The sequence below is a fragment of the Rhodanobacter sp. UC4451_H18 genome, from assembly GCF_052978225.1.
This window is the reverse complement of sequence record NZ_CM129663.1, coordinates 870,235-895,877: the sequence shown is the minus strand read 5'-3', so window position 1 is coordinate 895,877 and position 25,643 is coordinate 870,235. Positions and strand designations below refer to the sequence as shown.

The 25,643-nt window shown below is 69.5% G+C and carries 12 protein-coding genes; 7 read left to right on the top strand and 5 right to left on the bottom strand.

All coding sequences use genetic code 11. The features are described from left to right. The first annotated feature begins 6 nt into the window (after nt 1-6). From ACVCMG_RS04260 to ACVCMG_RS04250, 3 genes are read left to right on the top strand one after another with little or no spacing between them, the layout of a single operon-like run. Complete coding sequence (locus tag ACVCMG_RS04260; RefSeq protein ID WP_447114953.1) at nt 7-4,470, top strand: PilC/PilY family type IV pilus protein; 4,464 nt, start codon at nt 7-9, stop codon at nt 4,468-4,470. A gap of 22 nt (nt 4,471-4,492) precedes the next feature. Then, nucleotides 4,493-4,906, top strand: coding sequence for a type IV pilin protein (locus ACVCMG_RS04255; protein WP_395117527.1), 414 nt, complete (start codon nt 4,493-4,495; stop codon nt 4,904-4,906). Between the two features lie 5 nt (nt 4,907-4,911). Then, a complete protein-coding gene (locus ACVCMG_RS04250; protein WP_395117529.1) occupies nt 4,912-5,493 on the top strand; it encodes a GspH/FimT family pseudopilin in 582 nt (193 codons plus the stop codon). A 342-nt stretch (nt 5,494-5,835) separates the two neighbouring features. Here the strand turns inward: ACVCMG_RS04250 and ACVCMG_RS04245 are convergent, their stop codons facing one another. The 5 genes from ACVCMG_RS04245 to recC all read right to left on the bottom strand — a co-directional run bounded on the left by ACVCMG_RS04245 (nt 5,836) and on the right by recC (nt 15,789). Beyond that, on the bottom strand, nt 5,836-6,126 hold the full coding sequence (locus ACVCMG_RS04245) for a HigA family addiction module antitoxin (protein WP_447099232.1): 291 nt from the start codon (nt 6,124-6,126) through the stop codon (nt 5,836-5,838). An 8-nt stretch (nt 6,127-6,134) separates the two neighbouring features. Further along, nucleotides 6,135-6,413, bottom strand: a complete 279-nt coding sequence (locus ACVCMG_RS04240; RefSeq protein ID WP_447099231.1) for a type II toxin-antitoxin system RelE/ParE family toxin — start codon at nt 6,411-6,413, stop codon at nt 6,135-6,137. Between the two features lie 217 nt (nt 6,414-6,630). Beyond that, complete coding sequence (gene recD / locus ACVCMG_RS04235) at nt 6,631-8,604, bottom strand: exodeoxyribonuclease V subunit alpha (protein ID WP_447114952.1); 1,974 nt, start codon at nt 8,602-8,604, stop codon at nt 6,631-6,633. After that, nucleotides 8,594-12,250 carry an exodeoxyribonuclease V subunit beta gene (recB, locus tag ACVCMG_RS04230; RefSeq protein WP_447114951.1) on the bottom strand — a complete coding sequence of 1,219 codons (3,657 nt, stop codon included), beginning with the start codon at nt 12,248-12,250 and terminating at the stop codon, nt 8,594-8,596. Before recB ends, recD begins: the two co-directional genes overlap by 11 nt. Beyond that, a complete protein-coding gene (gene recC / locus ACVCMG_RS04225) occupies nt 12,247-15,789 on the bottom strand; it encodes an exodeoxyribonuclease V subunit gamma (RefSeq protein WP_447114950.1) in 3,543 nt (1,180 codons plus the stop codon). Before recC ends, recB begins: the two co-directional genes overlap by 4 nt. Before the next feature lie 175 nt (nt 15,790-15,964). Between recC and ACVCMG_RS04220 the strand changes: the two genes are divergently transcribed. The 4 genes from ACVCMG_RS04220 (at nt 15,965) to ACVCMG_RS04205 (ending at nt 25,642) form a co-directional block, all read left to right on the top strand. After that, nucleotides 15,965-16,387: a YciI family protein gene (locus ACVCMG_RS04220; protein ID WP_447114949.1), complete on the top strand. Its 423-nt coding sequence runs from the start codon at nt 15,965-15,967 to the stop codon at nt 16,385-16,387. 87 nt (nt 16,388-16,474) lie between these two features. Beyond that, a complete protein-coding gene (locus ACVCMG_RS04215) occupies nt 16,475-17,734 on the top strand; it encodes an RNA polymerase sigma factor (RefSeq protein ID WP_395117539.1) in 1,260 nt (419 codons plus the stop codon). A gap of 254 nt (nt 17,735-17,988) precedes the next feature. Next, nucleotides 17,989-21,744: a diguanylate cyclase domain-containing protein gene (locus tag ACVCMG_RS04210; protein ID WP_447114948.1), complete on the top strand. Its 3,756-nt coding sequence runs from the start codon at nt 17,989-17,991 to the stop codon at nt 21,742-21,744. 178 nt (nt 21,745-21,922) lie between these two features. Continuing rightward, nucleotides 21,923-25,642, top strand: coding sequence for an EAL domain-containing protein (locus ACVCMG_RS04205; protein WP_447114947.1), 3,720 nt, complete (start codon nt 21,923-21,925; stop codon nt 25,640-25,642). Nucleotide 25,643: the final 1 nt, after the last annotated feature.

Sequence of the window (25,643 nt, the reverse complement as noted above, 5' to 3'; positions counted from 1 at the left end):
CAAGCCATGTCTAGTCGTCGGTTTCTTCCCGGACGCATGTCGTCGGCGCTGATGGGCGCCGTGCTCACCGCCGTGGGTGGCCTTTCCGCACCGGCCCCGGTGCCCGCGACGCTGTCGGTGATGGCGCTGGTCGCCGCCGGCAGCAGCTTCGTTTCCGCGCCCGCTTCCGCGGCCACGGCGGCGACGAGCGGCATCGTGGAGCTCAGCCCCACGCCGCCCAACGTGACCCAGGCGGTGCCGCCGAACATCGTGGTGACGTTCGATGATTCGGGGTCGATGGCCAGCAACTACATGGGCGACAACCGGCCGTTCGATGGTGGTAGCTGGAGCGGGCCGTGGCGCTGCGCCGGCGTGATCGATCCGCGCACCACGTCCAGCAGCGACGTCCGTTCCAAGGCCATGAACGGCGTGTACTACAACCCGAACGTCGTGTATTCGCCGCCAGTGAAGGCAAACGGATCGTTGTTCCCGAATGCGGACAAGACGTTGGCTGCGGTGTGGCTGGACGGCGTTGGCGTCAACCGACCGTATTCGCCGGTGACGGCCGACACCTACTCCAGCTACCGCAACAACCCCAATGGCACGACCGATCCCACCGGCCTGACGGATCTCACCGGTGTTCTCACCTACAAGACCACTGTCACCTACTACGCCATGTTCGGAACTACCTGCGCGGCGAACGCGGACACGGGTAGCTGCCAGACGAACACCTCTGACACTTCCAGTGGCGGCACCCACCGTTTCTGGACGGACAACGTCGCCAACACCAGCGGCAGCGGTATCGCCACCGTGTATTCGGGCACCAATCTGAAGACTCGGGACAGCAGCGGTTCCGGATACACCCGGAGGGACGGCGACAAGACCAGCGCCACCGCGAATTACGTTACCTGGAAAGTCTCGACCACCGACACCTCGACGGTGACCAGCGACAATCGCTGGAAGTGCGGTTATGGCAGCTCGCCGATGGACGGCAGCAGCGCTGACTCCGATGGCAACACCTATCCGAACGGCGGCCCGTACTACTACCGCTACAAGTCCACGGCGCCCACCATCACGGTCGATACTTTCGGCAACCCGGACAGCGCCGGCCGCGCCAATCTCTACACCAGCGCCAACTGGGAGGCTGTGGCCGTCCCCAACACGACCGTCACCATCAACGGCCAGTCGGTCAACCAGTGGCAGAACTTCGCCAATTGGTATGCGTACTACCGCACGCGCAACCTGATGACGAAAACCGCGTTGTCGCGCGTGTTCGGCTCGCTCGGTGCAACCACGGTCACCGGCGGCTTCGGCAACAGCATTCGCGCCGCGTGGCAGAACATCAATGACGGCACGTTCAAGCTGCCTAGCAGCGCGATCATAACCAGCCTGATCGATGCGTCCGGATGCGATGCGAGTTCGACGACAACCTCCAGTCCTTCGGCCATCCAGCAATCCGGCGCGATCAAGACTCCGCCCGATTGCTACCGCAGCGCATTCTTCAACTGGATGTTCCAGACCGACGCCAGCGGCAGTACGCCCAACCGCGCTTCGACCATTCGCGCCGGCAAGTTCTTCCAGCGTGGCAATGGCAATACCGGCGGCACCGGCAACCTCCAGGATCCGTACTGGGATCCGCCCAAGGTCAGCGGAGCCGACGGCCTGGAGCTGGTGTGCCGGCAGAACTACCACATGCTGGTGACTGACGGTTACTGGAACGAGGGCGATCCAACTCTGCCCACCCCGTTCCAGACGTCGCAGTCGGCCGTCTCGGGCAATTTGCCTGACGGCACCGCCTATCCTGCCAATACCGCCGAGTCCCGCGTGTATTGGGACGTGCAGGGCAGCGTCTACACCTCATCGCTGGCCAATATCGCGTTCAACTACTGGGCGACCAATTTGCGCCCCGACCTGTACAAGCCATCCCAGGGCAAGATCGTGCCGCCGTACATGCCCGACACCACCACGGGCGTGGTCACCGGCGCCACCTCGCCGGCCCTGGAGAAGTATTTCAACCCGAAGAACGATCCCGCCAACTGGCCGCACCTGGTGCAGTACATGGTGACCCTGGGCGTACCCGGCAACCTGACCCATTCGACCGACGCCGACTGCACGGATGCCAACAACGATCTATGCCGTCTGCGGCGCGGGCAGACCAACTCCAGCGGAAGTACGGGTTGGCCGCGGCCGATCAACAACGATCCGGCAGCGATCGACGACACCTGGCACGCCGCCATCAACAGTCGTGGCGACTACTTCAATGCAGCCAATCCGCAGAATCTGGTCGACCAGCTGACCAACATCCTGACCAACATCAGCGCACGCAACGTGCCGGCGACCACCAGCGCGCTGAACACCAGCGTGCTGGTGCAAGGTGCGATCGGCTTCACTGCCGGCTACAGCTCGGGCGATTGGACCGGCCTGTTCCAGGCCATCACGGCGAATGTCGACGGCACCGTGGCGGGCCTGCAGTGGGATGCGGGCGTGATCCTCACCGACGCGACGAAAACCCCGCCGGCCAATCGGCAGATCCTCAGCGCCAAGGAAAAGGCGGATGGCTCGTTCGATGGTGGTACCGCCTTCCGCACCTTCACCGGCCTGGACAACCTGACCGCCAGCACGGGCAGCAGCTATCTGAGCGCGCAGGCCCTGCTCAGCGGCCTGCCGGCCAGCACCGGCAGCACGGACACGGGCCAGGCCCGGCTGGATTACCTGCGCGGTTCGAGGGCGCTGGAGAGCACTGTCTACCGCACGCGCAGCAGCCTGCTCGGCGCCATCATCAACTCGCAGGCCCTGTACGTGGGGGCGCCGTCGAGCGGCTACCACAGCGGCTGGCCGGCAGGCTCGCCCGAGGCCACCGCGATGGCCAACGACAACACCACCTGCGTCGTGACGGCGCCCACCCTGACCACCTGCCACAGCTACGAGGCATTCGCGAAGATCTACCAGGATCGGACGCCGGCGGTTTACGTGGGTGCCAACGACGGCATGCTGCACGCGTTCAACGCCAAGATGGTGCTGGACTCGTCGACGCCACCGGTGGCAGTGCCCGACACCGACGCGGGCAAGGAGATGTTCGCCTACGTGCCGCGCACGGTGTATCCGAACCTGGGCAATCTCACGGCCAGAACCAATTTCAAGTTTGCGCCGACCGTCGATGCCACTCCGGTGACGCGTGACGTGTTCTTTGGCGCCGATACCTCCACCCCGGCCGTGACCACCAAGGGCTGGCATACGTTGCTGGTGGGCGGCTTGCGCCTGGGCGGCCGCGGCGTCTATGCGCTGGACATCACCAATCCCGGCGACGTCACCGAGGCGAATGCCAGCCAGAAGGTGCTGTGGGAGTTCAACGCCGATACGCCGGCGGTGAGCGGCGTGGGCGATCCGGCCGACCTGGGCTACACCTTCGGCCAGCCCAACATCGGCCGCCTGGCCAATGGCAAATGGGTGGTGCTGGTGCCGGGTGGCTATTTCCCCGACTGCAGCAAATCCGATCGTCCCGCGAACTGCGTGACGCTGGCGGCAGCCTCCAAGGGCTACAGCGCGCTGTTCGTGCTGGATGCGCAGACCGGCGCGATGATCCGCGAACTGAAGACGCTGACCACGATCAGCGGTGTCACCAGCGGTGGGTTGTCGTCGGTAGTGCTGGGCGACTACAACAACGACCAGATCGACGACGTGGCGTTTGCCGGCGACCTCAACGGCAACCTGTGGCGCTTCGACCTGACCGATCCCAACCCGGCCAACTGGCAGGCGCATGTGACGCTGGCGTTCAAGCCCGCCGTGCAGGGCGACCAGCCGATCACGGTGATGCCGCGGCTGTTCCCCGATCCGGCCACCAACCGCTTCATCGTGGTGTTCGGCACCGGCAAGTACCTGGGTGCGGACGACAACACCAGCAACAGCGCCAAGACCCAGTCGATCTACGGCATCCGCGACAAGCTCGACAGCAGCGGCAACCCGATCACGGCGGTCAAGGCCGACCTGGAGCAGCAGACGCTGTACGAGGCGCAGTCCGCCAACGGGCTCAACACGCTGCGCGGCCTGACCGACAATCCGCTGACCCTGGCGCAGAACGGGTGGTACATCGACCTGGATCTGTCCAGCGCGCCGGGCGAGCGCATGGTGGTCACCGCCGGTGCGTTGTTCAACACCAACCGTGCCATCATCACCACTCTTATCCCGGGCAGCCAGGACCCCTGCAGCGCCACGATCGGCGGCGCCCTGATGGTGCTCAACGCGGCCACCGGTGGCGCGGGTGGCGGCCTGTCCAGCCCGTCCGGTCCGACCGGTGGCTGGAACACAGGGGTAAGTACCGTGGGCGGCCTGGTCAACAATCCGCCTACCGGTGGCTCGGTGCCGGTGGCGTCGGTGATCGGCGGCGGCAAGCTGCTGATCCCTGGCCTGGAGCTGCAGGGCGGCGGCAACCTCAACATCGATGACGCGATCTGGCGTCGACGCTCATGGCGGGAGTTGAACAATGACCTGTGACGGCAAGCCAAGGGGAATGGCGATGGGGCGCATGCGCGGCTTCACCCTGCTCGAACTGATGATCGTGGTGGTGATCATCGCGGTGCTCGCCGCGGTGGCGATCCCGACCTACGGGCGCTACGCGTTCCGCGCGCATCGGGCGGACGGGCAGGAGCTGCTGCTGCGCGTGGCCACGGCGCAGGAGCGCTACTACTCCACGGCCAATGCCTATGGCGGCCTCACGGACATCGGCTTCGACAATCCGGCGATCTCCGAGAAGGGCTTTTACTCGGTGACGGTGGTAGCCAGCTCCTCGTCGCAAGCCTTCGTGGCCACCGCCACGCCGGTCGGCGGGCAGGCCAACGACGTGTGCGGGCCGCTGACGATCGACAACGCGGGCGTGAAGACGCCCGGCCCGGCGTCGGCCTCCTCCAACAGCAACGGCAGCTGCTGGTGATCGCCATGAATGCCATGCCCAACCGCGCGCGCGGCTTCAGCCTGCTGGAGCTGATGATCACGATTACCGTGATGGCGATCCTGCTGGCGATCGCCGTGCCCAGTTTCCGTGACGTGATCCATCGCAACCAGGTCAGCTCGGCCAGCAACGCCTTGCTGGCCAGCGTGAACTACGCGCGCAGCGAAGCGATCACCCGCGGCCAACTGGTGTCGATGTGCCCGGGCGACAAGACCTCGGGCTGCACCTCGGGCGGCACGGTGTACGACCAGGGCTGGATCGTCTACACCTACCCGGCCGGCGCGGCCTCGGCCAACAAGGCCTACGCAGCAGCCAGCTCGATCCTGCTGCGCGCCACCGATCCGCAGACCAACGTGTCGATCCAGGCCAAGAGCGGCACCATCGTCACCTTCGGCCAGCAGGGCCAGCTCAAGCCGAGCACGCCGCTGGTGTTCGCCACCTGCTACCGCAGCGGCAGCAGCGGTACCGGCACCATCACCGCCAAGGTACCCGGCGTCCAGCTCGATGTGAACGGCTCGGGCAGCGTCACCACGAAATCGCTGACGACCGGGAGTTGCACGCCGAGCTGAGCCGGCCCAGGCATTGAACATGGCGCCGTCGCGGATTCCGCGGCGGCGCTTTTTTTTGACACGAGTGTCATCGAAGTCCCTGCGGCCGAGGCTCATCTCCAACAGTCCTGCGGTTCACGCTCAAGGCGATTGGCAGCGAGCGGTGTCGAGTTGCGAGGCGGCGAGGCGCTCACGTAGATCGCCTGGCGCGCGAGATGGCGGTGTAAACCAATTCGCGCGTGAGGATGCGGTTGTCTTCGTCGGGCGGCAATTCAGGCGGATGGGAACGCCCTCGATTCTGCATTTTGCGCGGGAAAACGCTCCTTCTCCGGGCCGTGTTCGGTCCCTGCGCCCTCCCGGGCTTTATGCCACGGCTTGCAGGCGCTGCACGGTCGGCTGCTTCCGTTGCTCGGCCAGCGACAGCTCGTAGTTGGCCTGCAGCGTCATCCAGAACCGGGCGGTACTCACGCCGGCGCGCTCCAGCCTGATCGCCAGATCCGGGCTGATCCCGGCACGGCCGTTGATGACGCGCGACAACGTGGTGCGGGACATCCCGAGCCGGTGTGCGGCATCAGTGACTTCGATGCCGAGCGGCAGCAGCACGTCTTCGCGCAGAAGCTCTCCGGGGTGCGGGTGATTCTTCATCATGGCCATGACCTCTTTCAGTGGTAGTCCTGATAGTCGACCAGCTCCACGTCGGTGCCGACAAACCGGAACGTGACACGCCAGTTGCCATTGACCCACACGGACCAGTGGCCTTTCAGTGCCCCTTTGAGTGGATGGAGTTTGTAACCAGGCTGGTTCAGTTCAGCCTGTGACGTGGCTGCGTCGAGCGCCGCCAGAATGCGACCGAGCTTGGGAACGTGCGCAGCCTGCACTCCACGAGCAGAACCTGTCCGGTACAGGGTTTCAAGTCCCTTGTGGCGGAAGCCGATTATCATGGCTCAAGTGTAGCGTGTGGCGATACACGCTGCAATGAAGGTCACATTCTTTACGGCGAACGGATGGCAGCATGCTCCACCCTCCAGGTGCGTTTCCTGCCTTCGCGGGAATGACGGTGGGGAAAGATCGATGGTCGGGGCGACAACGGGATGACGAAGGGGCGGCAAGGAGGCTGCAAAGGGGGAGTGGCGGCAGGGAAGGGCCGCCGTGTGGCGGTCAGCCGGCGAGGTGCGCGGGGTCGTCGCGATCGCCGCCATCCTGCGCCAATCGCTCGGCCAGGCCGGAGTGGCGGCGGGTACGGCGCGCCACCGCGTCAGCGATGATCGCTTCGCTGCCGAGCAGGCTGAACCAGCGGCGGGCGCGGGTGATGCCGGTGTAGAGCAGTTCGCGGGTCAGCACCGGGTTCATGGCTGCAGGCAGCACCAGGGCGGCATGCTCGAACTCGGAGCCTTGCGATTTGTGCACGGTGAGCGCGTAGGCCGTTTCCACTTCGGGCAGGCGCGAGGGAGCGACCAGGCGCAGGCGCGTGCCGCCGCCTGCTGCCGCGGCGAGGAAGGCCACCGCCAGCCGGCTGCCGCCACCGGCGACAGGCAGCCGCAGGCACAGCCCGATGTCGCCGTTCATCAGGCCCAGCGCGTAGTCGTTGCGGGTGACCATCACTGGGCGACCTTCGTACCAGCCGCTGCTGGCGTCGATCAATCCCTGCGCGTGCAGCGCTTCGGCGACGAGCTGGTTGAGCTTGTCCACACCATGCGGGCCGTGGCGCAGCGCGCACAGCAACTGAAATCGATTGAACGCCTGCAGAGCGCTGGTGGCCCAGTTCGCGTGGGCGTCGTCACCGGCGTCGGTGGCCGGGCGGCAGGATTGCAAGGTATCGAGGTAGTGGCGGTAGCCGCAGGCGCCGCCGGGCGCCGCGGTGCCATGGATGACGAGCGCTTGCAGCGTGCCGACGTCGGCAGCCGGCAGCCAGGCGAGGTCGTCGCAAGGTGCGCCCAGCAGCGCCAATGTGGCGGCCGCATCACCCATGTTCACGTCCTGTGCCAGCCGGCCGATGCCGCTGGCGGCGCTGAAGCGATGGCTCACGCGCAGCATGGCGATGTGTTGATCCAGCGGCTGCGCATCGGCCTGCACGAAGTCGCCGATGTCGTCGCCGCTGGTGGCCGCGATCCACCGTGCGGTAGTGGCATCGTAATGACCACCGTCGGCACGCCGGCACAGGTCGCCCAGTACCGCGCCGGCCTCCACCGAGGCGAGCTGGTCCTTGTCGCCCAGCAGGATCAGCCGCGCCGACGCGGGCAGCGCGTCGAGCACGGCGGCCATCATGTCCAGGTCGATCATCGACGCCTCGTCGATCACCAGCACGTCCAGCGGCAGCGGGTTGGTGCGGTCGTGGCGGAAGCGCCGGGTATCGGGGCGGGCGCCCAGCAGGCGATGCAAGGTGGCCACCTCGGCGGGCACGGTGGCGCGCACGGCGTCGTCCACATCCAGTCGGGCGAGCTGAGCGCTGATCGATGCATTGAGCCGCGCCGCCGCCTTGCCGGTGGGTGCGGCGAGGCGGATGCGCAGCGCCGGCGCCTGCGCGCGCCATTGCAGGGTCTGCAGCAGCCCGAGCAGGCGCACCACGGTGGTGGTCTTGCCGGTACCGGGGCCACCGGTGATCACGCCGAAGCCGCTGCGCGCGGCCAGCGCACAGGCGATGCGCGGCCAGTCGGGTGCGTCGCCGGCAGCGGTCGGGAACAGCCGCGCCAGTTCCTCGGCCAGGTACGGCGAGGGCAGTTCCGCGCGCGCGACGCGGTCCAGGATGCCTTTCGCCACCTGGCGCTCGTGATTCCAGTAACGGCGCAGGTAGAGTCGCCGGCCGTCGAGTACCAGCGGCGCACTGGCCGGTTCGCCACCGTTGCCGGCGGCGAGCAGCGAAGACGCGGGCAGGCCGTCGCGCAGCGTGTCGGCCAACGCACGCCAGTCATCGGGCCAGTCCTGTTCGTCGGCCAGCGCGTCGAGTTCGGCGAGGTCGAGGCATAGGTGGCCGTCGGCCAGTTGCCGGCTGAGCACCGCGGCCAGCCATGCGAGTGCGGGTGCGATGTTCGCTTCCCGCTCGATCAGGAAGCGCGCAAAGGCCACGTCCAGCGGGCGCAGCCGTTGCTGTTGCAATGCGTGGTCGAGCAACGAGGAGAGCATGTCATGCCGCATGGGCGGTGCCCCCCGAGGCGAAGAGCTGGTCGAGGGCATCGACCAGGGCCAACGGCAGCCGTTCGCGATGCACGCCGCGACCCCTGCCATCCACCCCGCGCAGGTAGAGGTAGAGCACGCCGCCCATGTGGGTGTCGTAGTCGTAGTCGGGCAGGCGCGCCCTGAGCTGGCGATGCAGCGCCAGTGTGTAGATGGCGTACTGCAGTTCATAGCGGCTCTGCAGCACCGAGGTGCGCATGGCCTGATCGGTGTACGCGGCGGCGTCCTTGCCGAGGTAGTTGGATTTGTAGTCGGCCACGTACCAGCGGCCCTCATGCTCGAACACCAGGTCGATGAAGCCCTTGAGCATGCCGTTGACGAGGTTGGGCGCCAGTGCGGGACGTGGTGCGCCATCCAGCGTGTGCGCGGTGACGAGGCGATCCAGCGCCTGCGCCTGCACGAGATTGGCCTCGAACCAGAACTCCAGTTCGGCTCGGTAATGCAGCGGATCGGCAAGCGCGGTCAGCGCCATGTGGGTGCCGCCAGGCAGCGGCAATGGCGTGCGCAGCAGCGCGGGCAGCCAGGCGGTGAGCGGTTCGATCCAGTGCTTCCAGCCGCGTGCCTGGCAGCGGCGGGCGAGGGTGTCGCGCAGCAGCGGCGACGGTGCGGCGGCGCGTGCGAAACCTTCCTCGGCGCAGTGCTCCAGCAGCTCGTGCAGGAACGTGCCGGGCGCGGCGCCACGCTCGAAGCCGTGAATGCCAGGCGCGGATGCGGAGGCCTCGATGTCGGCTTCCGTCTGCACGGCTTCGGCCAGCGTGGCCTGGCTCGCGGTTTCCGGTGCGGCGTGCGGTGCGGTTTCGTCGTGCCGGGCCAGTGCGCTGTAGCTGGCGATCCACCACGGCGTGTGCGCGGGCAGCGTGCACTGGCGCGCGGGACGTGGCTGGCTGGTGTTGTCCTCGGGCTGGCAGCGCCGGGTTCCCGCGGCTTCGGGAAGGGTGACGAGCTGGATGGCGGACTGGCCCCGGGTCAGCGTTTGCAGCGTGGGCATCAGCTCGCCGGCCTCGATGATGTTGCCGCCGGCCAGCACGTAGCCGAAGGCGGATTTGTGCAGGCCGGAATCCTTCTTTGCGCCGTCCTTGAGGCAGCCCACGCCCAGCCAGCACAGATAGCGGCCGCGGGTGAGTGCGACGTAGAGCAGGCGCAGGTCTTCCTGCAGGCGCGCGATCTCGGCGGCTTGCCAGGCGTCATTGCCGGGGCGCAGGTCGAAGTGCGCCACGGCGTGTTCGTCGTGCCAGAGCAGCGGTTTCTTGCCGTCGGTTTCCCTGTAACCGCAGACAAAGGGCAGCAGCACCACCGGGTACTCCAGGCCCTTGGATTTGTGGATGGTCACCACCTTGATCAGGGCGGCTTCGCTTTCCAGTCGCACGATCTGTTCTTCGGGTGCCTCGCCACCGGCGGGGTTGGCAATCTGCGCGGCGAGGTGGCGGATCAGCGCGTGTTCGCCGTCCAACCCGGTAGCGGCTTGTTGCAGCAGCTCGGCCAGGTGCAGCAGGTTGGTGAGCGCACGCTCGCCGCCATCGCGTGCGAGCAGGCGCGCGGGCACGCCGAAGCGGTGCAGCAGTTCGTGCAGCATGGCCAGCACGCCATGGCGTCGCCACAACGCATGCAACTGGCGGAAGTGCTCGCCGCAGGCTTCCCAATGGGCCTCGTCGGTGTTCAGGCGATCCAGCTCGGCCAGGCTCTGGCCCATCATCGGCGTGGCCAGCGCGGTGCGCATGGCGCGGTCGTTGCCGGGGTTGGCACAGGCGGCGAGCCAGGTTTGCAGCTCCTTGGCCTCGCCGCTGGCGTAGACCGATTGCTTGTCCGAGAGGTACACGTGGGCGAGGCCGCGCGCGTGCAGCGCCGCGCGCATCGCGGCGGCATCGTTCCTGTCGCGCACCAGAATGGCGATGTCGCCGGGTCGCAACGGCGTGAGCCGGCCCTCCTCGCCGACGAAGCCGCAGCGGCCTTGCCGCGCGGCGGTGAGCCATTCCACCAGCTGCGCGGCGGCGTGGGCGGCAAGCGTCTCGCGATAGTCGCCGGCGCCGATGGTGGTGGCGGACGTCTGGACGGCCATTTGCATGGCCGGCAGGTCGGCGCCGTCGAGTTGAAGCCGATCCTTGCGGCCCCTGGCGTTCACCGCGACGAAGGGAAGCTTTGCGCCGAAGCCGAAGGCGCCCGTGACGCGCCCGTTCGTGGCGTGCTGGTCGGCGAACTCGAAAACGTGGTTGACCGCCTTCACCAGCGCATCGGTGGAGCGGTAGTTGGTGTCCAGCGTCCAGTGCGGGCTGGCGGCCTTGTCGCGCGCGGCGAGGTAGGTGTGGATGTCGGCGCCGCGAAAGCCGTAGATCGCCTGCTTGGGGTCGCCGATCAGCAGCAGCGCCTTGCCTTCGGCGCCGTGGAAGACGCGCTGCAAGATGCGCCACTGCAGCGGGTCGGTGTCCTGGAACTCGTCCACCAGCGCCACCGGGTATTGCGTGGCGATCAGGCGCGCGAGGGTATCGCCGGTAGCTCCGCGCAGGGCGGCATCCAGGCGCTTGAGCATGTCGTCGTAGCCGAGCAAGGCCTGCTTGCGGCGGGCCTGGTCCGTACGCTGCGCCACCCAGGGCGCCGCATGCGCGAGCAGCAGTGGCGGCAGCGACGCGGCCTGCCGGCGCGCGGCCAGCAGATGCTCGACCGCCGCAAAGGCGTCATGCGTGGGCGGCTGCTTGCCGGCCATCGTGCGCTCGGCGAAATAGGCCGGCGTGAAGCGCTCCAGCGTGGCGTCGTCGAGCGCGTTGCCCTGTGCCCAATCGAACATGCTGGCGAGATGGCCGGGCAAGCCACGGGCTTGCAGTCGGCGGCCGTCGAACACTTTGGTTTGCGAGGCCGCGAGAAGCAGCGCTTCAATGGCATCGGCGTGCTGCAGCCACAGGCTTCGCGCCTGCATCTCGGCGGTGTGCAGGGCCTTGGCCTGCGCGGTCAGCAGGTCGCCGGGATCGCGCAAGGCAGTCAGCGGCTGGCCGTCCAATTGCAGACGCTCGAGGTGGGGCAGCAGCGGCTTCAGCGCGGCCTGCAGCGCGTCGGGCGTATCCCACGACTGCGCGTACAGCGCGGCAGCTTCGATGCCCAGCGTCAGCACATGGCCGCGCCAGTAGTCGCGCACGGCTTCGGCGAGCAGGTCCGCCTCGTCGGCCACGGCATCCGCGCTGGCCGTCTCGCCGCTGGCGAAAGCGTGCTGGGTGAGCATGCGCTGGCACCAGCCGTGAATGGTGAACACGGCGGCCTCGTCCATCCACTGCGCGGCGAGTTCCAGCTGGCGCGCGGCGCGGGCGCGCGGTTCGGTGCCGGGGTATCCGGCGATCAGCTCGCGCAGGAAATCATCCGGCGCGGCCTGGTCGCGGAAGGCGGCGGCAGCTTCGGCCAGGCGCGTGCGGATGCGCTCGCGCAGCTCGGCGGTGGCGGCCTTGGTGAATGTCATCACCAGGATCTGCGCGGGCAGTAGCGGCGCGCCCCCGCCGTGGCCAAGCACCAGGCGCAGGTACAGCGCGGCGATGGTCCAGGTCTTGCCGGTGCCGGCGCTGGCTTCGATCAGCTGGGTGCCGGTCAGCGGCAGGCGCAACGGGTTCAGGGCTTGCGCGGCGCTCATGCGGTTTCTTCCATGACGCATGCGGCGTCCAGCAGGGGGCGGTACAGGTGCAGCCAGCGTTCGAAGCCGGCGTCGTGCAGGGTGGCGAAGTCGGGCCAGCGGCGGGCGAGGGCGGGTTCCTCGTCGACCTCGCCGTGGCCGTGCGGGCCATCGCTGTGGTCGTAGACCCTGCTGGCATGGACGAAGGGATCTCTCTGCTTGTCGGGGCCGGCCCCCTGGTTCGCAGCCTCGACCTGCAGCCAGGCGAAGGCGCTCTTGCGCACGATCGGCAGTGGCGTGGTCATGCCGGTGGCAAAGGCGGCGAGCAGGTCGTCGAGGTGGTGCTTTGCGGTGGCGACGTCCAGCGGCAGCAACTGCACCAGTGCGTCCGGTGCCACGATGCAGGTGGTGGCGGGCAGTGCGTTGGCGTTCGCCAGCAGGTGCGCGACCCAGTGGGCGAGCAGCTTGTCGTGGCGCAGCGCCTTCTTGTCCACGAGCTTGCTGGCCGTGGCGATGAGGCGGGTGAGATTGCCGTGCTCATCCTCGCGCAGGTCGTCCAGGCCGTCTTCCACGATCAGGCCGTGCGCGGTGGCGCGCAGCAGGCAGGTGTTGCCGGTGCGCGGGTAGTGCGCGTCCAGTGCCTGCCAGCGCGTGGCGACGCGCTCGACGGCGGCTTCCATCGGCTCCAGCGTCAGCGCGCCGAAGCTGCCCGGCGGCAGCGCACCTTGCTCGTGCAGGCGTTGCATGGCTGGTGCCACCGCGTCGTGGCCGTCATGGATGGCGGTGCGCAGCAGGGCGTCGGTGAACTGGTGGTTCTCCAGATGATCCAGCGCGAAGGGCTCGTTGTCCGTGTCGACCTCATCGTCGCCGGCAAAGTGCACCCCGAGGCGTTCGGCATAGAACACCTTGGCGGGCGACTTGAGGAAGCGCTGCAGCAGGGCGAGGTTCAACGGCGTTTCGCGCTGCCAGGGCTGGAGCGGGGCGTCGCCGCCGGCCGGTGCGACCTGGCGTGCGCGCTGCCATTCGCCGGCATAGGTGAACAGTCGCGCATCGCTGGCGGTATCGAAATAGCTGGGACTGAAGGCTTGCAGCGGGTACTCGGTGGTGAGGGACAAAAGGGGGTCGGAGTCACTTTTCGTGGCGGCCGACGCTGGCGAGCGGTCATCGGAAAAGTCACTCTGCCCCTCTATTTTCCACCCCGCGGCGAGGTAGTCGCGCAATTGCCCCACCAGCACCGACGGCGGCAGCTCGCTGTTGTCGCGAGCGCTCTTGCCCACCCAGCTCACGTACAGTGCGTCGCGGGCGGCGAGCAGGGCTTCGAGGAAAAGGTAGCGATCGTCTTCGCGGCGGGAGCGGTCACCGGGGCGTGACTGGCCGGGCGTGGCCATCAGGTCGAAATCCGGCGCGTTGGCGCGGCGCGGGTAGGCATCGTCGTTCATGCCGAGCAGGCACACCACGCGGAAGGGAATGGCGCGCATCGGCATCAGGGTGGCAAAGCTCACCGCGCCGCCGAGGAAGCGTTGCGAAAGATGGCTTTCGTCCACCGCGCCCAGCCAGTATTCACGCACGACGGCAAGTGGCAGGGCGTGGCCGAAGCCCGCCTCAAGGCAGGTTTGCTCCCATGTTTCCAGCGCATCGGCCAGACGTTGCAGCAGGATGGCGTCGCCGTCGTCGCGGCCGGCATCGAAGAACGCCGCGAGCAGGCCGCGCAGGCGATCGCCCCACGCCGCGGGCGTGGCCGGGGTGGCGAGCAGGCGGCCGTAGTGGTCGAGCTGATCCAGCAGTTGCGCCAGCGGGCCGACCAGGGCGGCGTCCAGTCCGGCCACTTCGCCGTAGGGGGCAATGCCGTCCAGTGATTCGCCATCGCCCACCGCGTAGCCCAGCAGCATGCGGCGCAGACCGAAGCGCCAGCTGTTCTGTTCCTCCGGCGGCAGGCCCAGGTTTTGCTTTTGCGGGCCGTCAAGGCCCCAGCGGATGCCGGTGCCTTCGATCCAGCGGCGCAACACGGGCAGGCCGGCCTCATCCAGCTGAAAACGGCAGCGCAGTGCGGGCGTGTCCAGCAGGTCGAAAATGTCGCCCGCGGCGTAGCGTGATTCGGGCAGGCGCAGCAGTTGTTCCAGCGCCACCAGCAGGGGCGCGGTGCCGCGCGCGGGGCGGTCGGCGATGCTGCAGGGCATGTGGCGCGGGTCGTTCGGCGGCAGGCGGCCGAACACGGCCTGGATGTGCGGTGCGTAGGCGGCGATGTCGGGCACCATCACCATCACGTCGCGGGGCGCCAGCGGCTTGCCATCGCGCTCGGCCTGCTCGAACCGGGCGAGCAGGTTGTCGTGCAGGATCTCCACTTCGCGCTGCGGGTTGTGCGCAACGTGGAAGCGCAGCGAGTCGTCGCCGGCGATCAGCTGCCGGCGTTGCGCGGGGTGGGCGGGCAGCGGCTCCAGGTCGAGGATCGCCTGCTGCACCTGGTGCAGCAGGGTGTCCGTGCCGGGATCGTCGAACAGGTCGATGTCGCGGCCCAGTGCGGCGAAGCGTGCGCGGTACGCGGCCGGCGCATCGAAGCTGTCCAGCAGGCGGATGTAGTCACGGCCCTGTTTGCCCCAGGCGGCCAGCAGCGGGTTGGCGTGCTGGTGCAGGTCTTCGAAGCGCGGTTCGGGCGGCAGGCCGGGCTTGCCGGCGTGGCGGCGCTGCGCCGCCTTGAGCAGCTCGCGATCCTCGATGATGTCGGCCCAGTAGTGGCGACACGGGTTGGCCACCACCAGCAGCACCTGGCTGAAACGGGCCAGCGCGGTGAGCGCCTCCAGGGTCTGCTGCGGCAGGGAGGAGATGCCGAACACCACGATGCGCCGCGGCAGCGCCGCCGGCCGTTCGGCTGCGGTGGCGAGGCGCTCGACGAAGCTGCGATGCACGGCGGCGCGATGCTGCCGGCGTTCGGCGAGACCGACGTCGTCCAGCAGCAGGCGCCACAATCGCGGTTGCCAGCGCTGGCTGGCCTCGATGGATGTGCGCCGGCCACGCAGGTCGTCGCGCAGCACGTCGTCGCCGTGTTCCCAGTCGTCCAGCCAGTCCGCGCGATAGACCTGGTACTGGTCGAACAGGTCGGCAACCTGCGCGGCGAGCTGGTACTGGCGCAAGCCGTCGGCTTCGGCGTGCCCGGCCAGCAGGTAATCGCGCAACGGGCCGAAGTCGGGGTCGTCCACGTGCTGCGGAATCAGCCGCAGCAGCCGCCAGGTCAGCCGCGACTTGTCGAACGGCGAGGTGGTGGCCACCGCCTCGCGGCCCAGCACCGCGCGATAGGCGGTCCACAGGAACCGCCCGGGCAACTGCATGTCGATCGCCGCGCTGATGCCCAGCCCGCCATCCGCCGGTGCGCGGGCCAGCGCCAGCTTCAGCCACTGCGCGATGCCGTTGCTCTGCACCAGCATCAGCTCGTCTTCCAGCGGCCGCAGCGGCGTGCCTGCCAGCCAGGCGGCGAGCAGATCGCGCAGGTCTTCCAGGCGGTTGCCGTGCAGCACCATCAGGCCCGCTTCGATCGAACTCCCGGCAGAGATCGTGGCGGTGCTCACCGGGGGCGTGGCTCGTGTGCGCTCATGCGGCGATTGTCTCCAAAGTGGAGCGGCATTGTCGCCCGTCCGGGTCTCGACGCCTGCGACGGGTGGGCCGTGTCGATCCGCAGCGCGCTGGTTCGTCGGTGAAGTGAAGCCGGCGCACGGTGATCCGGCCCCACGGGAGATACTTGCGATGCGATGCATGGTGATAGTCAAGGCCACCGCCGAATCGGAAGCCGGCGTGATGCCGAGCCAGGAGTTGCTGGCTGCGATGGGCAAGTTCAACGAGGAGCTGGTCAAGGCCGGCGTGATGCTTGCCGGCGAAGGGTTGGCGCCCAGCGCGCGCGGTGCACGGGTGACGTTCTCCGGCAAGCAGCGCCATGTCGTCGACGGGCCGTTCACCGAGACCAAGGAGCTGGTCGCCGGCTTCTGGCTGTGGCAGGTGAAATCGCTCGACGAGGCGATCGCCTGGGTGCGGCGTTGCCCCAATCCGATGGAGGGCGAGTCGGTGATCGAGATCCGCCCGGTGTTCGAGGCGGAGGATTTCGGCGAGGCGTTCACGCCCGAGCTGCGCGAGCAGGAAGCCCGCCTGCGCGCGCAACTGGGCCACGAGTAGGGCGGGCACCGCCCGCCAGCGCGACGGGCGGCAGCCCCCACCAACGGCGCTTGCGCCCGCCGCGGACCGGTGCTGTGATCGGCGGTCATGAGCATGACCGACACCCATCGCACCATCGACGCGGTCTGGCGCATCGAATCGGCCCGGCTGATCGCCGGCCTCGCGCGGATGCTGCGCGATGTCGGGCTGGCCGAGGAACTGGCGCAGGACGCGCTGGTGACGGCGCTGGAACAGTGGCCGCAAACCGGCGTGCCGGACAACCCCGGCGCCTGGCTGATGACCACCGCCAAACGCCGTGCCATCGATCGCCTGCGCCGGCACAAGCTGGTCGAACGCAAGCACGAGCAACTTGTGCACGAATGGGATCGCGAACACGAATCCGCCGAGGCCGTCGCCGAACGCACGCTGGACGACCCGTTCGGCGACGATCTGCTGCGGCTGATCTTCACCGCCTGCCACCCGTTGCTCTCGATGGAGGCACGGGTGGCGCTGACCCTGCGCCTGCTCGGCGGGCTGGGCACGGACGAGATCGCGCGCGCCTTCCTGGTGCCGGAGGCAACGATTGCCCAGCGCATCGTGCGGGCCAAGCGCAGCCTGGCCAAGTCGGACGTGGCCTACGAAGTGCCGCGCGGCGACGAGCTGGCTGAGCGGCTGGCCGCCGTGCTCGGGGTGATCTACCTGATCTTCAACGAGGGCTATGCGGCCACCACCGGCGACGACTGGATGCGCCCGGGCCTGTGCGAGGACGCGCTGCGCCTGGGCCGCGTGCTGGCCGGGTTGATGCCGCGCGAGCCGGAGGTGCATGGGCTGGTGGCGTTGATGGAGATCCAGGCCTCGCGCGCCCGCGCGCGCACCGATGCGCGCGGCGAGCCGATCCTGCTGCTCGACCAGGACCGCGCGCTGTGGGATCGCCTGCTGATCGGCCGTGGGCTCGCCGCGCTGGAACAGGCGCGCCGGTTGGGCGGCGAGCTGGGCCCGTACGCCCTGCAGGCGGCGGTGGCGGCCTGCCACGCGCGCGCCGCCACGGCCGCGGAAACCGACTGGTCGCGGATCGCCGCGCTGTACGCCGTGCTGGCCCGGGTCGCGCCCTCGCCGGTGGTGGAGCTCAACCGCGCGGTGGCGGTGGGCATGGCCAGCGGTGCGGCCGAGGGCTTGGCCCTGGTCGATGCGCTGGGCGACGAGCCGAGCCTGCGCCATTACCACCTGCTGCCCGCCGTGCGCGGCGATCTGCTGGCGCGGCTGGGGCGCGGCGAGGAGGCGAGCCGGGAGTTCGAGCGCGCCGCCACGCTGACCCGCAACCGTCGCGAGCAGGCCATGATGCGCGAGCGGGCGCGTGCCTGCCGGTAGCGGCGCTGATCGGCCCGTTCTGACCCAAACGGCATGGATTTCCCCGGCCGCTGTCCGGCGGCATGGCGCGGGAATGCGGGCGATGCCTGCAGGCAAGGGGTTTCCGTGGTGCGGTTGCGGTGGCGTGGAACTTGCTTCTACTGCGCCGTGAACCTGTTTCCGGCGGGCTCTCGGTGGGGCGCAGCGCCTGGCTGCCGCCCGTCTTTCGGCCATCGGCCGGCTGAGCGGGGCGTCGGAGAGGATATTTGGGGGGAATGATCGGCATGGCGGTGCAGGGGCAGGATCGGCAGGATGGCGAACTTCGCGAGCGCTTCTACCAGAGCGTGGCGGAGACGCTTACCCTGCTGCACCCGGCCGCCGGCTACGATCGCCGCCGCGCCCTGCTCGAAGTGGCCACCACCGTGGTCAGCACGATGGATCTGCCGCTGGTGTGGATCGGCCGGCGCGAACTGGGCCAATCCACGCTCGAGCTGATCGCCGCCGGCCCCGCCGCGGAGTACGCCAGCGTGTGGCCGGTCAGCGACGATCCGCGCGAACCGGGCGGCCGCGGCCCGGCCGGAGCCGCCTTGCGCGACGGCCGTCCGCAGCTGGCCTCGATCGACTCGCCCGGGGACGCGGACTGGCAGGGCTCGGCCCATGCCTACGGCCTGGACTCGGTCATCGTGGCCGCCGCCGGCACCGCCGACGGTGGCCAGTTGGCGCTGGCCGCGTACTCGCGCCGCGGCGGGCCCGCGCTCACCGACGAACTGCTCGACTGGGCGCAGCGCCTGGCCGACGAGCTGGCCCGGTTCTGGGACGACCAGGCGCAACTGGAACGCAACCTGCGGCTGGGCCGTTTCCGCGATGCGCATCGCACGATCCAGCGCGCGCTGCTGGCGCACCCCGAGCCGGCGGCGATCTACATGACGCTGGCCAATGCACTGGTCAAGGACGCCGCGGCCAGTGCGGTGATGGTTTATGTGCCCGAGGGCGAGGTGTTGCGCCGGGAAGTGGGTGCCGGGCCGCTGGTCGAGCGGCTGGCGACGCTGCCCGAACCGCCGCGACAGGTCGACGAACCGCCGATGCCGGTAGCTACCCAGGCGTGGATGGAGGGTGAACCGGTGGTGCGGCTGCGCCCGTCGGCGTGGCCCGACGTGTCGCTCGTGTGGCACGGCGAGTCGCTGGGCGAGGTGGCGGCGATCGGTTGCTGGCCGATCTTCCAGACCCTGCCCCGCGACAGCGGTGTCGAGTACCACGCCGCCGCCGTGTTGTTGCTGGCGGCGGCCGAGATCGACGCGTTCGATGCCGACCTGTGGCGCCTGCTCGACGAGATTTCCGACACCGTCGGCCTGGCGCTGCGCCAGTACTCGCAGCGCCAGGCCCTGTTCCGCGAACAGGAGCGGCAGACCTACCTGGCGCTGCACGACGCACTGACCGACCTGCCCAACCGGCGCGCACTCGATTACCACCTCGAACGCGCGCTGGCGCGGGCGGCCCGGCACCACCATCTGGTGGCGGTGGGCATGCTCGACCTGGACGACCTCAAGCCGATCAACGACCGCCACGGCCACGCCGCCGGCGACCGTGTGCTGGTCGAGGTGGCACATCGCCTGCACGACGCACTGCGCTCGGAGGATTCGGTGGCGCGCGTGGGCGGTGACGAATTCGTGCTGGTGCTGGAGGACCTCGCCAGCGAGGACGACCTGGCCATGCTGCTGGAGCGGCTGTGGCAATCGCTGCAGCAGCCGATCGCGCTGGGCGGACAGAACAACATCGACATCACCGTCAGCCTGGGCGTGGCCTTGTATCCGACCCACGCGCAGGACAGCGGCGAGCAACTGCTGCGGCTGGCCGACCAGGCGATGTACCAGGTCAAGGCACACAAACAGCAGCGCGCCAACTGGTGGGCGCTGGCGCGCAGCGAAGGCGCCCCCGTTGCGGCGGCGGGCGATGAGGCCGGCATCGCCGAGGCGCATGGCCCGCAGGCGGCCGCGGTGCTGCGCGCGTGTGCCGAGGTCTGGCAGGCGCAACTGCCGGTGGTGGCGCAGCGCTTCCATGCCGCCCTCGGCGCCCATGAAGGCATCGCCGGCCTGCTGGCGAGTTTCCCCGCGTCGGCGCGGGAGGCGTTCGAGGAACGCCTGGCGCGCCATCTGCAAACCCTGTGTTATCCCGAGCTGGAAGAAGCCGGCCAGCGCGCAGGCGCGATCCGCGCCGGTATCTGCCAGGCCGCGTGCGGGCTGGAAGAAGCGTGGCTGGCCGAGGCGATCGAGCAATTGCGCGGGATCCTCGCCGGCACCCTGGGACGCGGTCCGCGCGCCCAGCGCGATGCGCTGGCGATCGTGCTGCAGCGACTGGCGATGGACCAGCAATGGCAGCTGGAAAGCATGCGCGACCTGCAGCGCCGGCGTGACGCGGCGCTGGCGAAGATCCACGCCGCGGCGTGGTCGGCGCACGACAGCCTGGACCTGCTCGAAGACGCCGTACAGGTGCTGGCGGCGCACGAGGAACTGGTCGTCTGCGCCGCCGGTCGCCCGGATGCCTCCGGCGACATGGTCAGCGAGCTGGTGGCCGGCGCGGTGCCGGCCGAATACCTGCGCATCACCAACCACGGCGTGGCGCCGCCGCTGCAGGTCGATCGCGCCGCGGCACGGGCGGAAGAACCGCTGCGCCGCGCCTGGCAAAGCGGCGCCGTCGAACGCAGCGCGCACTACGGCAGCGATCCGGTGATGGCCTTGTGGCGCGACACCGCCGAACGCCACGGCATCGTTTCGCAGGTCGCGGTGCCGCTGTGCCTGGCCCCGGGCCGACCGGTGGCGCTGCTGGCGCTGTACAGCGGTTATGCCGGCGGCTTTCGCAGCGAGCACCAGCGCGCGTTCATCGCGCAGATCAAGCAGGTACTGGAACTGGCGCTGCTGCGCATGGCGCCGCAACGCCAGTTGGCGACCCTGCTGCCGGCCTTCGTGCGCCAGCGCTGGCGCAGTCTGCTGGCCGGCGGTGCGCTGCGCATGCACTACCAGCCGATGGTGCGCCTGGCCGACAACCAGATCGCCGGCTTCGAGGCGCTGGCGCGGCTGCGCGACGCCGCCGGCGGCCTGCAGCTGCCGGCCAGTTTCATGCCGGCGCTCGGTGCGGCAGGGCTGATGCGGCTGTTCCGCGACGGCATCATCCAGGCGGTGGCGCGGCAGCAGTCGCTGGCACGCAGCGGGCTGGCGCTGGGCATGTCGGTCAACGTGCCGGTGGCGGCGCTGCGCGATGCCCGCTACGCGCGCACGGTCGAGACCATCCTGCAGGCCAGCGGCTGTCCGCCCGACGCGCTGCGTTTCGAGGCTTTCGAGAACGCCAGCGGCATCGGCTGCTGGGCGTTGCTGGCCGAAACCGGCGTGCAGTCGCTGAAGTCGATCGAGCACCACGCGCCGGGCGACGACCGCGCGCTCAGCCGCAACCTGGTGGCGCGGCTGAGCCAGTCGCCGTTCGACCGCATCAAGGTCGACCACGCCATCATCGGCCAGGTCCGGTTCGATCCGCTGGGCACCCTGCGCGCGCTGCGCCAGTTGATCCGGGTCAGCCACGACCTGGGTCTGGAGGTGGTCGTCGAAGGCCTGGAATCGGCCGGCATGCTGGAGGCCGCCGCGATCCTCGGCGCGGATTTCGGCCAGGGCTTTGCGCTGGCCCACCCGATGCCGGCGGAGGCGTTGCCCGGGTGGCTGGGGACCGTCCGTCCTCCGCGGCCGGGCGCATCGCCACGCCATGCGCTCGGCGCGCTGGCCAGCGCGCTGCGTTGGGAGGAGCGTTTCGCCGCGTTGTTCGACGTGCCCGATGCGCTGCGTCGCCACGTCCATGCCGGCGGCGGCGTCGGGGACTGGCTGCGCACCGCCGAGGGCGTCGGCGCGCCGTTGCGGCTGGCCTGGCGCGAGATGCTCGACGGCGCCGCCGCGGGGCCGTTCGACCCCGGCCACGGCCGGCGCCGCGACCGGCTGTTCGCGCTGCTGGTCGAGCACGCGCTGGCCGAGGAGCAGGCCCCGGCCCGTTGACCGGCGCGGGCCGATCTGCACAAGCGCAAATTGATGCGGCGACGGACCGATTTCCGGTAGGCTGATGATCGTTGCACCGAATCACCCACGACTGCCGCTTTGCCGGTGACTCCCGGCTTGTGCGGCAGGCAAACGCGCCGACACGATCCACGACGACGAGGAGCCGCCGAGGGAGTCCATGCCGAACCGAGCTGCCGTGCCCGGCGAACTGCGCGAGCGCTTCTATCGAAGCGTGGCGGAAACCTTGAGCCTGTTGCATGCCGCTCCCGGTCACGATCGCCGCCGGGCACTGCTGGAAGTCAGCCGCATCCTTGCTGCCACCATGAAGCTGCCGTTGGTGTGGATCGGCAGGCGCGAGAGCAACATGCACGCGGTCGAGGTGCTGGCCGCCGCGGGGCCGGCGCAGGCCTATGCCGAGACCCTGCGCTTGAGCGACGCGATGGACGAGCCCGGCGGCCGCGGCCCGGTCGGCATCGTGCTGCGCGAGGAGCGCGCCCGCGTCACCCCGGTGGCCTCCGCCGAGTTTGCGCACTGGCGCGCCGCCGCCCGCCAGCACGGCTTCGGTGCCTGCATCGTGGCCGCCTCGCGTACCCGCGACGGCGGCCAGCTGGTGCTGGCCTCGTACTCGCGCGAGGGCGGCCCGGCGCTTGGCGAGGAGCTGCTGGACTGGGCCCAGCGCCTGGTCGACGAGCTGAGCCGGTTCTGGGACCACCAGATGCTGCTAGAACGCAGCATCCGCATGAGCCGTTACCGCGATGCGCAACGCACGATCCAGCGCGCGTTGCTGGAGCAACCCGACCCGGAAGCGATCTATCCCACCTTGGCGCGTGCGCTGGCGGACATCGCCGGCGCTGCGGCGGTCGACGTGTTCGCCGCCGTGGAGGGCCAGGACACCTTGCGCCGGGTGGCCCTGGTCGGGCCGATCGCCGAGGTGATGCTGACCCTGCCGATGCCGCCGCGGCACCAGGACGGCCCGCGCACCATCGCGCCTACCCAGGCGTTCATGCAGGGCACGCCGGTCATCCGGCGCAAACCCACGGCAGGCACGCCGAGCGACAACCCCTGGCGCACCGAGCTGAGCGAGCACGCCAGTGCGGTCGGCTGCTGGCCATTGTTTGCCGGGCCCGTCGATGGCACCGACCCGAATGCGCGCACGCCGACCGGTGTATTCGTGGTGGTGACCGCCGAACCCGATGCGTTCGACGAGGAGATGTGCCGGTTGCTCGACGAGATCGCCGACGCCGCCGGGCTCGCCCTGCGCCAGCATGCGCAGCGCCACGCCCTGCGCCAGGAGCAGGAGCGGCAGACGTACCTCGCCTCGCACGACGACCTCACCGACCTGCCCAACCGGCGCGCGCTGGATCGCCATCTGGACGCGGTGCTGGCCAGCGCGCGGCGGCAGGGACGGCGGGTCGCGGTCGGTCTGCTCGACCTGGACGATCTCAAACCGATCAACGATCGCCACGGCCACGCGGTGGGCGACCGAGTGCTGGCCGAGGTGGCCGAGCGGCTGCGGCTGCTGCTGCGCGGCGGCGACTACGTGGCGCGCTTCGGCGGCGACGAGTTCGTGCTGGTGTTCGACGACCTGCAGCACGAGAGCGACCTGGACGACCTGCTGGAACGGATCGGTGCCGCGTTGCTGCAACCGGTGCCCATCGACGGCCGGCTGCTGCCGATCGGCGCCAGCCTGGGCATCGCCACCTATGCCAGCGACGGCCATGCCAGTGGCGAGCAGTTGCTGCGCCTGGCCGACCAGGCGATGTACCAGGTCAAGGCGCGCAAGCGCCATCGCACGCGCTGGTGGGCGATGGCGCGCTCCGACGGCGCGCTGGCCACGGTGGAACCGGAAGGGCCGGTCGCACCCTACGGCGAGCAGGCCACCATGTTGCTGCGGGCCTGCCGCGACAGCTGGCAGCCGCGGCTGCAGGCGGTGGTGGAGAGTTTCTGCGCGGCGCTGCTCCAGCACGAAGGCATCGGCACGCTGCTGCGCGCGTTGCCGGACGGCGAGTACCGCGCGCTCAAGCTGCACATGCTGGCGCATCTGCAGGTGCTGGCCCGCGCGGACCTGGACCTGGCCGCCCACCGCAAGCGCGCCACGCGCACCGGCCTGTTCCACGCCGCCTGCGGGCTGGAGGAAGTGTGGCTGCTGGAGGCGATCGAGCAACTGCGCGACGACCTGGTCACGGTGCTGGCCTCGGCCGACCGCCGCGCGCTGGACGTGGTGCTGCAACGGCTGGATGCCGAGCGGCATTGGCAGCTTGAAAGCATGCGCGCGCTGCAACGCCGGCGCATGGCGCTGCTGGCCCGGCTCAATGCGTTGGCGTGGTCGGCCGAGGGCTATCTTGGCCTGATCCAGGGCGTGGTCGACATCCTCGCCTCGCACCAGGAATTTGCCGCCTGCGCGGTGGGGCGCCCGGACGATTCCGGCCGACTGACCTACGAGGCGGTGGCGGGCAATGCGTTTGCGGCCTACCTGCGCGCGCTGAGCGCGGGCGAGGCATTGCCGATCCGCGTCGATCCCGATCACCCGGAGGGCGGCGGGCCGAGCGGGCGCGCCTGGCGCACGGTCAGCATCCAGCGCTGCGTGCATTTCGGCAGCGATCCGGCCATGGCCAGCTGGCGCGACATGGCGCTCGGGCTCGGGGTGGTCTCCAGCGTTTCGATCCCGCTGTGTCCGTCGCGCGACAACCCGGTGGTGGTGCTGTCGCTGTACAGCCCGTATGCCGGCGGCTTGCAGAGCGAGGATCAACGTGCCTTCGTGGAGCAGGTCAAGTCGGTGCTGGACCTTGCGCTGGCGCGGCTGTCGCCACCGCGGCAGGGCGCCGAATTGCTGCCGTTCTTCGTGCGCGAGCGCTGGCGCGCGCGGATCGCCACCGATGCCTTGCAGATGCACTACCAGCCGCTGATCCGGCTGGCCGACGGCGCGGTCACCGAGTTCGAGGCGCTGGCGCGCTTGCGCGACGTGGACGACCAGCTGCTGGCGCCCGGCCGCTTCCTGCCCGCGCTGGATGCCGATGACCTGATCGTGCTGTTCCGGCATGGCCTGGCGCTGGCCACCGCCTGCCGGCAATCGCTGTGCGGTGCGGGCCACCCGCTGGACATGTCGGTGAACGTGCCGGCGGCGGCGCTGGAAGATCCCCGCTACGGCACGGCTGCCGCCGCGGTCCTCGCCGACAGCGGTTGCCCGCCCGCGGCGCTGCTGCTGGAGATCCTCGAATCCCCGCTGGCCAGCGAACACCCCGGCTCGCTGGACGAGCCGGGCATGCAATCGCTGAAGGCGCTGGGCGTTCGGCTGGTCGAGGACGACCTCGGTGCCGGCTACAGCTCGCTGATCCGGCTGCGCCAATGGCCGTTCGACCGCATCAAGATCGACCAGGCGATCGTGCTGCAGGCCAGGCGCGACCCCTTGAACACGCTGCGTTTCATCCGCCAGCTGATACGCATCGGCAACGACCTGCGGCTGGAGGTCGTGGTGGAAGGGCTGGAAACGCCCGACCTGATCGAGGCGGCCTCGCTGCTGGGTGCCGATTTCGGCCAGGGCTACGCACTGGCCCGGCCGATGCCGGCCGAGGCGCTGCAAGGCTGGCTGCGCGCGCATCGCCCCGCTCCGCGGGCGCAAGTCCCGCTCACCAGTCTCGGCGCGCTGGCCAGCGAGTTGCTGTGGGAGGAGCAATTCGTCGCGCTGCCGGCCGAGTCCGCGTTCTGGGCCACCCACAGCGGACGCACCTGCGGCCCCGGCGAATACTTCCACCTGGCCGATCTCGACGACAGCCTGGGCGCCAGCCACCACGCCATGCACGTAGCCGCGCTGAAAGGCCCGCAAGACCCGCACTACCGCCGCCTGCGCGAAACGTTTCTGGCCGCACTGGTCGCCCACGTGCTCGAATCGTCGGGCTGAT